This window comes from Dyadobacter psychrophilus, from assembly GCF_900167945.1.
Lineage (GTDB): Bacteria > Bacteroidota > Bacteroidia > Cytophagales > Spirosomataceae > Dyadobacter > Dyadobacter psychrophilus.
Map to the genome: position 1 here is coordinate 1,270,371 of NZ_FUZA01000001.1, position 14,684 is coordinate 1,285,054.

Here is a 14,684-nt window from a genome sequence, read left to right on the forward strand (position 1 = left end):
TATCAATGCGTAACTTATTAATTGAATTGCTGTCATTACTAAATACGGTTGTAAAGAATTATGCCGGTACAAAATGTCATGCTACCTTTGTTTCTCTTCAAGTTTCTGTAAAAAAGATTTGTTTACAATATGAAAAAACTCCTGCAAGCCCTTTCGCTTCTGATTGCAACCACACCATTCCTATTCGCTCAAACCCCGGCCGATAATAATCTGGTAGATCTCGTAAACCCGCTGATGGGAACGCAATCCAAATTCAGCCTTTCATCCGGTAACACTTACCCAGCCATAGCATTGCCCTGGGCAATGAATTTTTGGATGCCTCAAACTGGCAAAATGGGTGACGGCTGGGCCTATATGTATGACGCCGAAAAAATTCGTGGTTTCAAACAGACGCACCAACCTAGTCCGTGGATCAATGATTACGGCCAGTTTTCGATCATGCCGATCACCGGAAAGCTGAAAATTGATGAAGAAAGCCGCGCAAGCTGGTTTTCACACAAAGCCGAAGTCGCTAAACCACATTATTACAAGGTTTACCTGGCTGATTATGATGTTACTACGGAGATCGCACCGACGGAAAGAGCTGCACAATTCCGCTTCACTTTCCCGCAAAGCGACAGCTCATTTGTGCTTGTAGACGCATTTGACAGAGGTTCTTACGTTAAAATCATCCCTGGCGAACGCAAAATCATTGGTTATACCACCAAAAACAGCGGCGGCGTTCCGGCAAATTTTAAAAATTATTTTGTCATCGTTTTTGACAAAGCATTCACATTCTCTTCTGCGTTTCACGGCAAGACATTAGCTAAGGATACATTGGAGTTGAAAGTTGGCCATGCAGGTGCAGTTGTTGGTTTTAAAACAAAAAAGGGGGAACAAATTGGCCTGAAAGTGGCTTCCTCATTCATCAGTCCCGAACAGGCAGAACTGAACTTGCAGCGTGAAATTGCAAATGACAATTTTGAAGCTACGAAGGAAAAAGGCCGGAAAGCCTGGAATGCCGAGTTGTCGCGTATACAGGTTGAGGGTGACAACAAAGATCAGATCCGCACATTCTATTCATGCTTGTATCGTGTGCTTTTGTTCCCTAGGAAGTTTTATGAATTTGATAAAGCCAACAAGATCGTTCATTACAGTCCGTACAGCGGCGAGGTGAAACCAGGTTATATGTTTACGGATAATGGCTTCTGGGACACATTCCGGGCAGTTTTCCCATTCTTTACATTAATGTATCCAACGCTTAATGCACACATTATGGAAGGTTTGGCCAATGCCTACGACGAGAGCGGTTATCTTCCCGAGTGGGCTAGTCCGGGCCACCGCGATTGTATGATCGGTTCTAATTCTGCATCATTAATTGCAGATTCTTACATTAAAGGAATCCGCGGTTACGACATCAACAAGCTTTATGAGGCGGTAATCAAAAACACGGAAAATGCAGGGCCTGTAAGTTCTGTGGGCCGTTTTGGTCACGAATATTACAATGAGCTGGGCTACGTTCCTTATGACGTGAAAGTGAATGAAAATGCGGCGCGGACGCTGGAATACGCTTATGCTGATTTTTGCATTGCACAACTAGGCACAGCATTGAAAAAGCCGCAAAAAGAAGTGGATCTGTATCTGAAACGAAGCCAGAATTACCGCAATGTGTTTGATCCTGAAACAAAATGGATGCGCGGGAAAAATAAAGACGGCCAGTTCCAAAAGCCTTTTAACCCGTTCAAATGGGGCGACGCATTCACCGAAGGAAACAGCATTCATTATACTTGGTCTGTTTTTCAGGACGTTAAAGGCTTAATAGGCTTAGTGGGAGGCAGGGAAGCATTTGTGCAGAAACTGGATACAGTTTTCACATTGCCTCCGATCTTCGATGACAGTTATTACGGTTTCCCCATTCACGAAATCCGCGAAATGCAGATCATGAACATGGGCAACTATGCGCACGGAAACCAGCCGATCCAGCATATGATTTACCTCTATAATTATGCAGGAGCACCTTATAAGGCACAATACTGGCTGCGTCAGGTGATGAACAGGCTTTATCAGGCTGCGCCGGACGGTTACTGCGGCGATGAAGATAATGGCCAGACTTCGGCCTGGTATGTGTTCTCTTCACTGGGTTTTTACCCGGTAACACCCGGTACAACGCAATATGTGATCGGCTCGCCGCTTTTCAAGAAAGCAACATTGACTATGGAAGACGGCAAGAAATTCACCGTGCAGGCTCCGGCCTCGAATGATGCAAATATGTACATTCAGGGCGCTTCGTTGAATGGTAAAGCTTATGGCAAAACATTCCTCGAACACGCCGACATTCAGAAAGGCGGCTCGGTCCAGTTCAATATGGGCAGCCAGCCTTCTAAAACTTGGGGCGCAAGTGCGGACTCTGCACCTTTTTCATTGACGAAATAAAGTGCCATAGCCAGTTCGGTTTGCCATTTTGGTAATAAATTTTAATCATTATTCCACTTGTCGGTGAAGTGTTCCGGGAAGTGGAATAATTGTTTGATAAATCACATAAAACTAAACCAACTTACAATGCAATACAGGAAATTAGGAAACTCCGATCTGGAAGTTTCGGTGATTACGTTCGGCGCCTGGGCCGCGGGCGGCTGGATGTGGGGTGGAACGGAACGCAGCGAGGCTGTTAAGGCCATTCAGGCTTCATACCATGCCGGGGTTACTTCCATAGACACCGCACCGGTTTACGGGCAGGGACTAAGTGAGGAAATCGTTGGGGAAGCGATCAAAGACCTGCCCCGTGACAAAGTTCAGGTCCTGACCAAATACGGCATGCGCTGGGATCTGACCAAAGGGGATTTCGCCATGCACAGCAAAAACAATGCAGGTGAAGACATTGACATTTATAAATACGCCGCCAAAGACAGCATCATTAAGGAGTGTGAAGACAGCCTGAAACGACTCGGAACGGACTATATTGACCTTTACCAAATACATTGGCATGACAAAACCACGCCGATTGAGGAAACTATGGAAGCCGTTGCCGATTTGATCAAACAGGGCAAGGTGCTTCATGCCGGCGTTTGTAATTACAGTGCAGAACTTATGCGTGAAGCAGCGCAGTATATTGATCTTGTTTCAGATCAGGTTCCATACAGCATGGTGAAGCGGGATATTGAAAAAGAACTGGTGCCCTATTGCATTGAAAACAATAAATCCATTTTGGCTTACAGTCCACTTGAACGCGGATTGTTGACGGGCAAGATGAAGCCGGGATATAAATTCGGTGCAGACGATCACCGCGCGTCCATTCATTTTTATAAAGATGAAAACCTGGAAAGGGTTAATGCCTTTCTGGACAAGATCAAACCCATTGCCGAGACAAAAAACGCGACGCTTGGCCAGCTCGTACTCCGATGGACGGTGGAGCAACCAGGGATCAGCATCGCGCTGGTGGGAGCAAGAGACGCAACCCAGGCTTTGCAAAACGCTGCGGCAATCGAGATTTCGCTCACCGTGGAAGAAATTAAAACCATTACAGAGGAATTGGACAAACTACAATTGGTAAAATAATTTTAATCAAACATTTATTCACCTTTTTTCATGAACAAAAACATTCCTTTACTGAAAAGATATCTCCCCGTTGCATTGGGAGGTTTGATGCTTACTGCCTCTATCGGATTAATGAGTAACAGTGGTTTTGAAACGGAAAAACCGAAGAAATTTACAGAAGCCGATCTGAAAGTGGATACGGTCGCCTCGGGCCTGACAATGCCGTGGGCGTCGGCATTGCTGCCTAATGGCGATATGCTGGTCACTGAGCGCGGTGGAAAACTCAGGCTTGTAACAGGCGGAAAACTTGACCCAAAAGAGGTCACAGGCATTCCCGAAGTATTTTACAAAGGACAGGGCGGCTTGCTGGACATTGCATTACACCCTGATTATAAGACAAACGGCTGGATCTACATTAGTTATTCATCCCCGAAAGCGTCGGGCGAAGAAGGAGATGAGGGTGGTGCAAACACGGCACTGATGCGTGCAAAACTGAAAGATCATGCGCTTACCGATATTCAGCCATTGTTTAAGGCGCTTCCGAACGTGAAGGGCAATCCGCACTTTGGAGGACGCATTGTATTTGACAAAAAAGGTTACGTTTTCCTATCCCTTGGAGAACGTGGACAGAAACAGAATGCACAGGAACTGAGCAGGGATCAGGGCAAGGTGGTTCGTTTACACGAAGATGGCAAAATCCCAAAAGACAATCCGTTTGTAAGCACCGCAGGTGCGCGGCCCGAGATATGGACCTATGGACACCGCAATCCGCAAGGCATGATCATTCACCCGACTACGGGCGTGATCTGGGAGCATGAGCATGGGCCACAAGGCGGTGACGAGCTCAATATCATTGAAAAAGGCAAGAATTACGGCTGGCCCCTGATCACTTTCGGGATAGATTATGACAACAGCATTATTTCAAAAGATACAGCACGCGCGGGACTGGAACAGCCTGTTGTCTATTGGAAACCTTCCATCGCCCCTTGTGGGATGACCTTCGTGACAAGCGATAAGTTTAAAGATTGGAACGGCGACTTGCTGGTTGGCTCTCTCAAATTCATGTATCTGCAACATTTGGTGGTGAAAGGCAATAAAGTGATCAGCCGCGAAATTATTTTCGATAAAATAGGCCGTGTCCGGGATGTGCGCCAAGCGTGGGACGGCAACATTTATGTTGTGCTGGAAAATTCAGGTAAAGTTGTGCGTATCAGCCCTAAATCATAATGAGAAAGATATTTGCAATAATTCCAGCTCTCGTTTTCTGCTCTGCGATACTCCCGCAGGACGACGAGCTGGCCAAAAGCATTGAGCGTGGTAAAATGGTTTATTCGGAAAACTGTATAAGCTGCCATATGGGCACAGGGGAAGGCGTTACGGCGACTTTTCCACCATTGGCAAAATCCGATTACCTGATGGAAACACCGGAAAGCGCGATCAAGGCAATCAAATTCGGTCTTATCGGCAAAATAAAAGTCAACGGCGTGGATTATGACAACATGATGCCTAACCCGGGTTTAGGGAATGACGAGATCGCCGACGTTACCAATTACATTATGAACACCTGGGGAAATTCGTCCGAGAAGAAGATGATCACCGAAAAAATGGTCGACGAAATCAAGGAAAAGAAATAAGTCCAGGTTTAAGTTTCTTTCAAAAACAGGATCGCCTTAAAAACGATCCTGTTTTTTTTGCTGATACTGAATCCTTTGAGCCAAATATATCTCTCGCACTATTTTAAATAAATCTAAATAAACACTTGTATAGAGAAATTCGCTGTACGATATTTGCCAACCAAAGGAACTATTTAGACCAATTTTAAATAAAATGCAACAAATCTATACTTTTGTCCTGTTCATACTATCTGCATCCGCTGTGTTCGCTCAAAACGGCAGGATTACAGGCCAGATCCTAAGTTCAGACGGCCAGCCGGCAGAGCAAGTTTCGGTCGGAATTAAGGGAAGCTCGAAGGGATCCGTCTCGGACGCAGCGGGTAAATTCGTCATCGAAAGGGTAAAACCAGGCACTTACTCCCTGCTTGTGAGCTTCGTAGGACTGGAAACACAGGAAAAACCCGTGGAAGTAATCGCCGGAGAAACGGCCAACGTTTCCTTCACACTTTCAGAAAGTGCCAATCAATTGCAGGAAGTTATCGTAAAAGGCGGAAACCCGTACAAATCTGACCAGGTTTCTTCCAGTCTGAAATTGCTCACTCCGATTTTGGAAACACCTCAAAATGTGCAGGTTGTAACGTCAAAAGTGTTGGCTGACCAGCAGATCATCAGCATGAGCGATGGCTTGATCCGCAATGTAAGCGGTGCAACCCGCCTGGAACACTGGGGCGACATGTATGCCAACATTACCATGCGCGGTTCACAAATTCAGGCTTTCCGCAATGGTTTTAATGTTGTGAGCTCCTTTTGGGGGCCGCTTACCGAGGATATGAGCTTCGTGGATCACATTGAATTCGTGAAAGGCCCTGCTGGTTTTATGCTTGCAAACGGCGATCCGAGCGGTCTTTATAATGTAGTTACCAAAAAACCTACGGGCGAAACCAAGGGCGAAGTTTCCCTCACGATGGGCAGCTTTGACTTTTACCGCGCAACATTGGATCTGGATGGCAAATTGGATAAAAGCGGCAAGCTGCTTTACCGTCTGAACGTAGCAGGACAGAACAAAAATTCGCACCGTTCATTCGAATATAACAACCGCTACAGCATTGCCCCGGTCATTTCTTACCAATTGGACGATAAGACAAAACTGACTGCGGAATACAACATGCAATACGCAAAAATGTCGGATGTTGGCTCTTATTATGTGTTTACAACAGACGGCTATGCAACATTGGCAAGAGATTTCACGGCCATGCCTCCGGGACTGGATCCAACAAAAATCAAAGACCAGAGCCTTTTCCTAAACCTGCAGCACCAGATCAACAGCGACTGGAAAGTTACCGCACAGGTGGGTTACTTCAACTATCAGCAAACAGGATCTAGCATGTGGCCGGACTCTGTCAGCGCGGATGCCCGACTGGTTCGCAGTGTGGGAATCTGGGATGCAAAAAGCGAAATGACGCTTGCACAGGCATTTATCAATGGTTCGGTAAAAACCGGCGGTGTACAGCACAGGATTTTGGGCGGCATTGACATTGGAACAAAAAATTACTTTGCAGATTGGGCGCAATCACATGCATTGGATACACTCGGCGGTTTGTTTGATCCCCGTAATCCTAATTATGGAACACCCAATAACGGTTATCCGGTGTGGGACCGTACGCTAAACCTGGAAGCAAGGGCAGTGATGGGCGGCGGAACCATGGATCAGAAATATACCGGAATTTATTTGCAGGATGAACTTGGTTTTATTGATAACAAAATCAGGCTGACGCTGGCCGGACGTTACACGCACGTAAGTCAGTCTGCCTGGGGCGGGTCGCCTGATAAAGCCAATCATTTTACCCCAAGGGTTGGATTAAGTATTTCGCTTGACAAAAATACTTCGGTGTATGCATTGTATGACGAAGCGTTTTTACCCCAATCCGGAAAATTGAGAGGCGGTGGAACGGCAAAACCAATTACCGGGAGCAACCGTGAACTTGGTTTCAAGAGAGACTGGGCAGAAGGGCGCTGGAACACGACATTATCCTTTTATCGCATTGTAAAGAATAACGAAATTACAGCAGATCCGTTAAGCGCGCCAAATTCAGGATTAAGTGTTGTTTTAGGTCAAAAACGCACACAGGGTGTTGAATTTGACATCCGCGGAAGCATTGCAAAAGGCCTTAACCTCACGGCCAATTACGCTTATACGAACTCCGAAGTAACAAAAGTAACTGAGGGTGTTCAGTCCATTAAAGTGGGCGACATTATCCCGGGTTTTGCCAAGCACAATGTTAACGGATGGCTTAGCTACAAAATCCAGCAAGGTGCACTAAAAGGCACCGGGCTTTCCGGCGGATTCACTTACCTGATCGACCGTGCCACTTCTAACTGGAGCACGACCAATAATGAGCAAAACCTGCCTAATTACTTCAAGTTGGATGGCGGCGTTTTCTGGGAAAAGGATAAGATCAGACTTACATTAAATGTGTTCAATGTGCTGGATAAATATCTGTACAGCGGAAGTTATTACGACTATTTGGGTGCTTATTACACCCAGTCGGAAGCGCCGAGGAACTATCGTTTGGGATTGGCTTACAAATTCTAAAACGCTTTGTCAGATATTCTTTTCGGGCATTCAGCGATTCAAATCCTGAATGCCCGTTTTGCTTTAAACTGCGTGTGCCATCATCAGGCGAGCGCCTTTTTGGAATTTTCCGCTCAATGTTTCATATGACTTATGCACTTTTGCATGCGGATCATATTCCTGGCCAACCGTTGTGAAATTCTTCATGTCAGCATAATGCTTATACACGCCAAGTGCCTTTAAACCCATCATAGCAGCTCCTACCGCGCCTGTTTCGACCGTTTCATTCAATTTTACTTTTTTTCCAAAAACATCAGAAAGCATCTGGACCCAGATCGGGCTGCGCGCAAAACCGCCGTTGGCGTAGATGGTGTCGACTTTCTGCATTTCCATCAATATTTTGCCTATTCCGAACAAATTCAGCAAAATGCCTTCCATCACTGCTTTTGCAAAATGTGCCCGCGTGTGCTGAATGTCAAGTCCGGAAAATCCGCCGCGCACGGTTGAGCTCCACAGGGGCGCCCGCTCACCCAGCAGATAGGGATAAAAAAGAAGCCCGTTAGAGCCTGGTTCGATTTTCGCGGCTTCCTCAAAAACGTTGCCAAATTCTTCCTTTGGAAAAAATGTGTTCATCAGCCATTCAAAAATGACCGCGCCGTTGTTTGATGGCCCTCCTATTATAAATGTGTGTTCATCCAGCACATAACAGAATGTCTGCATGAGCGGATCAGAATAGGGTTTATTAAAACAAATGCGGACTGCAGCGCTTGTGCCGATGGTTACGGCCATGGAACCAGTCTGGACTGCACCGCTGCCGAGGTTGGCAAGGCAACCATCACTTGCGCCCATCACCAATGCGGTTCCCTCCGGCAAACCGGCCTCATTTGTGGCCGGAACTTTTTCAATATGGTATGGAGAAACTGCCGCAGATAATTTTTCAGCTTTCAAACCCAGCTTTTTGAGCGTATAAACATCCCATTTCAGCTCCCGGATATTGAACATGCCTGTGGCAGAGGCAACGGAATAATCCACAACAAACTTACCTGTGAGGCGATAAACGATGTACTCTTTTATGCCAACGAAACGACTGGCTTTTTTATAAATTTCAGGCTCATGCTGCCTCAGCCAAAGCAACTTGCATACTGGCGTCATAGCGTGGATCGGCGTTCCATTATTATAGTAAATTTTTTTGCCGACTGTGGAAGTACGCAGCTTAAGCGCAATGTCGGAGCTGCGGTTATCAGCCCAGATGATGAGTTGCGTAAGTTGTTTTCCGTCTTTATCCAACGCCAAAACGCCATGCATGGCTGCACTAAAACTTATTCCCAGCAATGTATCCCGTTCTTTACAGGCTTCGACGACTGTCTTTATCGTTTTGCAGGCAGCATTATAAATTTCATCGGGATCCTGCTCGCTCCAGTCTGGCTTGGGATGATACATTTCATAACTTTCACTGTGTAAAGTCAGGATGTCACCTGAAACGGAATCAAAAGCAACACATTTTACATTTGTTGTACCAATATCACAACCGATGATGTAGGGCATTTTTAAAAATTTAAAGGCAGTGGCCGGCGCAAACCCGTCCGGGCAGTCCGATTATTTAATTAAAACAAATCAAAAAATCTGAAATCTTGCCTACAACTTGGCATGGATTTGTTATTTTCGCAGAAATAAACGCATAAGATTTTTATACATTTGATCATGTCCGATACAACACATAACGAATCCAGCTCACTTTCAAGCGGAGTTTACGTCGCAGCATTCATTATTTTATTTTTGTTGCTGGCTGTACTTGCAGATCTGTTTACCTTTATTTTGGGAACGATCGGACTGGTTGTGACATTCGCAGCATTCTACAAAGACAACAGTCACCACGGCGACGATCATCATTGATCAACGACTCGTTATGAGTTGAAAGAGCGTCTATAAGCTTAACGAACGGCCAATTCGGGCATGGATTGTAATATTTTCCATTCCAATTGGCCGTTTGTCGTGTCCACCGTCCAGGACTCTTCAAAAACACATTGATCTTCCAGGTCGCGGTATTCAGCAGTCAGTACATTGTCTTTCAGCAATAATCTGACGAAGCCATTGTAACCGAGGGCATGCCTTTTAATTACTTTTCGCACCCTGCGATCATAGTAACCAATTTTTTCCAGATCGTTCCCAACCGGCATGGCCGTTTCGACGGGTAATCCGCCATGACCAATGCAGCGTCCATAAGCCTGAGGCCCTTTACCATTTGTGCCAAAGTTATACATAACGAGCCTGTGATCGTGCCCCCACATCCATACAACCGGGCGGGCCACCTCACCCATCAGCTCCTGAATTTGCTCGCCGGGCTTTGCATAATCCTCCCTGAATGAAGATATATATGGATGATGGCTCAGAAAAATAATTCCACGCTTATCGTCAGGATTTCCAAGCTGTACAACGTCCCGGAGCCACGCAACCTGCTCTTTTTTTAAATGGCAGTCGGGCGGGGAGAGAATCTCGACAAATGGCCGGCCCACGGATGTGTAACCTGTATCAATCCCGATAATGCGCCAATGTTCGTTTTCAAGGCAAAAGAAGCCTGCTTGCTGCGACTTTTTCATCTCGCCATCCTGAATGTACATCGCAGGCAGCAAATGCTGAAAAAAAGCATTTCCATTGGAATACATTTCATGGTTCCCTGACAAAGCAAGACTTCCCGACGCGCCATAATACCACGACGCGTGAGGCGCTGTGAAATTCTCTTCGACCTCTTTTGGCGCGCCCACGAAATAAATGTCGCCCATATGTATCGTGTAATCGGGAGTATAGCGGGCAACCAGATGCGCAACAGCATCGGATTCGGCCGTATCGCTGGCCCAGTCGGAAAGCAGCGCGATGCTGATTTCGTCTCTTGAAGGAATGGATGACTGCAATTTATAAACGCCCGTGTCCCCGTTTCTGGGATAAGCCTGATAAGGATGACGCGGGCCAAAACGACTTTTCAGATAATGCCATGCAAATCCTAACAGATTGGTTTTAAAAAAGTTGGAAACAACATTGGTTACGCTCGACGTCTCCCTTACATGTTTTTCATAAAGTTCGAGTTGGGTTTTTGCATGATTTTCGGCTTCACTGTGGCCAAGGTCCAGGTATTTTTTGGTTCGGTCTTCTGCTGACTCGGGCATATTGTTAATTCGCGGATGGTCGGATGTTACCGGTAAATAAAATGATTAATTGATTACCTTTCACAAAAATTATACAACCACCATAAACACAAGATCGAATGAAAAAACTGACTATTACACTGATGTTATTTTTCGCAGCAAGTGCGGCATTCGCACAAACGATGATCGCTAAACAAGTTGCGGACTGGGAGAGAGCAAAAAAATACACGCAAGCCTATCTGGATGCAATGCCGGATGCTGGTTACGCTTTCAAGCCAACACCTGAAATCCGTTCATTTGCTGCGCAGATGGACCATATAGCAGATGCCAATTTCGCATTCGTTTCGGCTGCATCGGGCAAGAAAAGTCCTTTTGAAGGTTCTGCGGAGAAAATGACCGATCAGTCCAAAGCTGCTGTCTCGAAGGCTGTTATGGAAAGCTACGATTTTGTGATCAACACTTTAAAAGGAATGACGGAAGCGGATCTTGCAAAAGACGTAAAAGTTTTCGGAATGGATATGAAGGCTGGCGTTGCATTTGAGAAAGCATTTGAGCACCAGACGCACCACCGGGGACAAACAACTCCTTACATTCGAATGAAAGGCGCTACGCCTCCCAACGAAATGTTGTTCTAGTAAAAAAAGAAAGGGACTTCAACGGTCCCTTTCTTTTTTTATGCCTTAGCCTTTGACTTAATATTGTAAAGGTTCAATGCAAAAAAGCTGTATAATTTCATAAATGCCGGCGGGATCACAAAGTCGCGGATCACTTCCTTTCTCCGCTCCGGCGAAGGGTCTCCCGTAGCAAGATATTTCAAAGCATATTTCAATCTCGGCCAGTAAGTTTTGCCATATTCCCTGGAAAACAGCAACTTATAATAGTAAGTCGCAATGTTTTTCTTCAATTTGTCATCGTATTTGTAATTCAGCTCCTTATTAATGTTAGAATAAAGCTGGATACGGTTGAAAAGGAAATCGGCACCATAATGGTTGTCTGCAAAGCTGGCCCCGCCCCTGTTTTTCCTGTAAACAGACATTACTTCATCAATATAGCCGATCGGGCCTCGGGTTGCGAACATGATATTCCTTGGAATATCACCGCTTGTCGACAGGTTAGTCCATTCAGGATCAGGATGTTTGGCAAAATCTTCTCTGCGAAACATCAAGCTTGATGTAGCAATAAAACAAAGCTCGTCCTCTCCTACCAGGTCCTCAACCGTAACTTCCGGTTTTGACAATGTATTCACCAGGTAAGGCGGCGCAGCATTATCGTCAAATATCACGCGGGCATTGTGGTAACAAGCAGAATAATGCGGGTTTGCATCCAACATTTCAACCTGTTTTTGAAGCTTATGCGGGGAAATAAGATAATCGTCGCCATCAAATTGAGCTATATATTCGCCTTTTGCGGCTGCAAACGTAGCAAGTGCATTGAATTTTCCGTTGAGCCCCATATTTTTCGGATGCAGCAAAAGCCTGATCTTGTCGGGAAACCGTTGCTGGTAATCTTTCAAAATAGCCGTTGTATTATCCTTGGAGCAATCATCCCCCACAACAATTTCAAAAGGAAATGTAGTCTGCTGCATCAAAATTGAATCCAGCATCTGCGCTACAAACTTTTCGTGGTTGTAAGTGACAACACACACACTCACTTTTATCATATTTACAAATCAATATTGAAGCACTTCGACCGCAAATTTAAATCTTTTATTCCCATTTACCCGAATTGCTATATTTTCAGGGCGGGATTGTTCCCGATTTGCAGTCCAGACACTAAACTTATATCACAACGAAATAAATTCCATTGACCGTCATTAATTTGTATAATCTACATTTGTAAACTTTACTAAGAGAATTTCAATTCAATGTCTTCAACAGAAACCAACGCGAAAAAGCCGCTTTTCAGAACTCCTGACATATTTTCCCAATTTAATGATCTCATCGCGGCCGAAAGCACCAGACACGGAGGCGTTAGCAAAAGTCCGTATGCATCATTGAACCTGGGTGGCTCACAGGATGAACCTGCCAATATCCTTGAAAATAATCGTCGATTCTTCAATGCATTAAATATTCCTTTCGAAACAGTTGCCAAGTCGCATCAGGTGCATGAGGACAAAATTTTAAATGTTCGTAATCCCGGGCGATTCGAGGGTTATGACGCAATGATCACCAATAAATTCAACATTCAATTGGCTGTAACGGTTGCAGATTGTACGCCAATCCTGGTTTTTGACCCAATAACCAAAAGCGTTGCCGCTATTCATGCAGGTTGGCGTGGAACTGTAAAGCGCATTGCAGCAAAAACCGTGGCCATGCTTCAAGCCGAATTCGGCTCAGACCCAAAAAATTGCATTGCATATGTTGGAACGTGTATCGATGAATGCTCCTTCGAAGTCGGCGAAGATGTTTCCGATAATTTTGAAGATCAATACAAACGGTTTGATGCCGAAAAACAGAAATATTTTGTAGATCTGAAAGCCGCTAACCGAGATCAGTTGATTATTGCAGGACTGTCTGCAGAAAACATCCAGATTTCTGCATATTCCACAGTCCTTAACAACGACGATTATTTCTCTTACCGCTTCGAAAAAGGCTTCACAGGGAGAATGCTGGCGACAATCGGAATGGTTGGCTAGCGATTAACAGCAAAAAGACAGCACTTTCGGGCGCTGTCTTTTTGCTGTTAATCTTTTTGGATCTTATTGAGCTGGCGTTTCTACAACTGTTTGTTCAGTAACTCCGGCTGGTTTTGCTGCTGGTCGTGATGTGCCACGGGAAGCTGCAGGCTTAACAGGAGTGGCTTTGACTGGAGCTGGTTTGGCCGGCGCAGCAACAGCTGCTTTGGACGAAGCTGCGGCAACCAGCGCAGCAACCTTAGCAGCTTTTTCCTTTTTGCTCCCTTTTTTATCTTTGTCTTTCGATTTCAGCTTTTTCTCCGCGTTTTTAGCATCTTTAGCCTTCTTTTTCTCAGTCTCTTTTTCAAATTTGGCCACCTTCTTAGCCAGTTTGGCAGCCGCTTTTTCAATAGACTTTTTTATTTTCTTGGAACCTGCAGAAACTGCAGCGATTTTGCCGGAAAGCGTTTCTGCAATTTCGGTCGTTAATTTTTTTGTAGCAGATTTCATAATGTAATTTTAAAACAAGTAATGTCGTCACCCGGCTCAACTTATGTGAACGCGAGATGCAAACGTGAGGATATGTTAACGCATTTATAACCTGCAATTACTGCTTAAGAAGCGATAAACACCAAATATCTCATATTATATTTATGTTATTTTTTTCCTCACAAATTCCCAAAACACGATTCCAGCTGATACGGACACATTAAAAGAATGTTTTGTCCCGAATTGAGGGATTTCCAGACAGCCGTCTGCCTCGGCAATTACTTCATCAGCAACTCCTTCCACCTCATTTCCAAAGACAAATGCACAGGGACTTTCATTGTTTGGATTAAAATTCTGCAACATTACGCTTCCTTCGGCCTGCTCCACACACCAAATTTGGTATCCGTCCGCCTTTAACTGCTTTACCGCATTCACAGTGCTGTCATTTTTTTCCCAGGCAACCGACAATTCTGCACCAATTGCGCTTCGTGTTATTTCTCTGTGCGGCGGACTTTGGGTATACCCGCATAAAATAATTTTCTCAGCACGAAAAGCATCCGCAGTACGGAAGAAAGACCCGACATTGGCTAAGCTCCTGATATTGTCTAAGACAACCACAAAAGGAAATTTTTCCGCTTCTTTAAATTCGTCCACCGTCAACCGGCCCATTTCCTCGACCCTCAATTTGCGCATGAATGTATTTCAATTGATAATGTTGCAAACGTACGGGAAAGAAATAGAAT

At 45.1% G+C, this 14,684-nt stretch carries 13 protein-coding genes; 8 read left to right on the forward strand and 5 right to left on the reverse strand.

Going from position 1 to position 14,684, the window contains the following annotated elements:
• The first annotated feature begins 129 nt into the window (after positions 1–129).
• The 5 genes from B5X68_RS05465 (at position 130) to B5X68_RS05485 (ending at position 7,719) form a co-directional block, all read left to right on the forward strand.
• Positions 130–2,412, forward strand: coding sequence for a GH92 family glycosyl hydrolase (locus B5X68_RS05465; protein WP_082213606.1), 2,283 nt, complete (start codon positions 130–132; stop codon positions 2,410–2,412).
• Between the two features lie 126 nt (positions 2,413–2,538).
• Positions 2,539–3,534, forward strand: a complete 996-nt coding sequence (locus B5X68_RS05470; RefSeq protein WP_082213607.1) for an aldo/keto reductase — start codon at positions 2,539–2,541, stop codon at positions 3,532–3,534.
• A gap of 30 nt (positions 3,535–3,564) precedes the next feature.
• Entirely contained in the window at positions 3,565–4,740 is a 1,176-nt protein-coding gene (locus B5X68_RS05475; protein WP_082213608.1) for a PQQ-dependent sugar dehydrogenase, read from the forward strand.
• Positions 4,740–5,147 carry a c-type cytochrome gene (locus tag B5X68_RS05480; protein WP_082213609.1) on the forward strand — a complete coding sequence of 136 codons (408 nt, stop codon included), beginning with the start codon at positions 4,740–4,742 and terminating at the stop codon, positions 5,145–5,147. The genes B5X68_RS05475 and B5X68_RS05480 overlap by 1 nt, the downstream gene beginning before the upstream one ends.
• Positions 5,148–5,340: 193 nt before the next feature.
• Entirely contained in the window at positions 5,341–7,719 is a 2,379-nt protein-coding gene (locus tag B5X68_RS05485) for a TonB-dependent receptor (protein WP_082213610.1), read from the forward strand.
• 63 nt (positions 7,720–7,782) lie between these two features.
• Here B5X68_RS05485 and B5X68_RS05490 read toward each other — a convergent pair whose 3' ends face one another.
• Complete coding sequence (locus B5X68_RS05490; RefSeq protein ID WP_082213611.1) at positions 7,783–9,243, reverse strand: gluconokinase; 1,461 nt, start codon at positions 9,241–9,243, stop codon at positions 7,783–7,785.
• Between the two features lie 156 nt (positions 9,244–9,399).
• Here B5X68_RS05490 and B5X68_RS05495 point away from each other — a divergent pair, with 156 nt between their 5' ends.
• Positions 9,400–9,591 carry a hypothetical protein gene (locus B5X68_RS05495; protein ID WP_082213612.1) on the forward strand — a complete coding sequence of 64 codons (192 nt, stop codon included), beginning with the start codon at positions 9,400–9,402 and terminating at the stop codon, positions 9,589–9,591.
• Between the two features lie 38 nt (positions 9,592–9,629).
• Here B5X68_RS05495 and B5X68_RS05500 read toward each other — a convergent pair whose 3' ends face one another.
• Entirely contained in the window at positions 9,630–10,859 is a 1,230-nt protein-coding gene (locus B5X68_RS05500) for a metallophosphoesterase family protein (RefSeq protein WP_082213613.1), read from the reverse strand.
• Positions 10,860–10,957: 98 nt separating this feature from the next.
• Here B5X68_RS05500 and B5X68_RS05505 point away from each other — a divergent pair, with 98 nt between their 5' ends.
• Positions 10,958–11,473, forward strand: a complete 516-nt coding sequence (locus B5X68_RS05505) for a DinB family protein (RefSeq protein WP_082213614.1) — start codon at positions 10,958–10,960, stop codon at positions 11,471–11,473.
• Between the two features lie 38 nt (positions 11,474–11,511).
• Here the strand turns inward: B5X68_RS05505 and B5X68_RS05510 are convergent, their stop codons facing one another.
• Positions 11,512–12,498, reverse strand: a complete 987-nt coding sequence (locus tag B5X68_RS05510; protein ID WP_082213615.1) for a glycosyltransferase family 2 protein — start codon at positions 12,496–12,498, stop codon at positions 11,512–11,514.
• Positions 12,499–12,702: 204 nt separating this feature from the next.
• Here B5X68_RS05510 and pgeF point away from each other — a divergent pair, with 204 nt between their 5' ends.
• Positions 12,703–13,473, forward strand: a complete 771-nt coding sequence (pgeF, locus tag B5X68_RS05515) for a peptidoglycan editing factor PgeF (protein ID WP_082213616.1) — start codon at positions 12,703–12,705, stop codon at positions 13,471–13,473.
• 63 nt (positions 13,474–13,536) lie between these two features.
• Here pgeF and B5X68_RS05520 read toward each other — a convergent pair whose 3' ends face one another.
• Positions 13,537–13,962, reverse strand: coding sequence for a histone H1/H5 family protein, HCT subfamily (locus B5X68_RS05520; RefSeq protein ID WP_082213617.1), 426 nt, complete (start codon positions 13,960–13,962; stop codon positions 13,537–13,539).
• Between the two features lie 141 nt (positions 13,963–14,103).
• Entirely contained in the window at positions 14,104–14,634 is a 531-nt protein-coding gene (locus tag B5X68_RS05525) for an RNA methyltransferase (RefSeq protein ID WP_082213618.1), read from the reverse strand.
• Between the last annotated feature and the right edge of the window lie 50 nt (positions 14,635–14,684).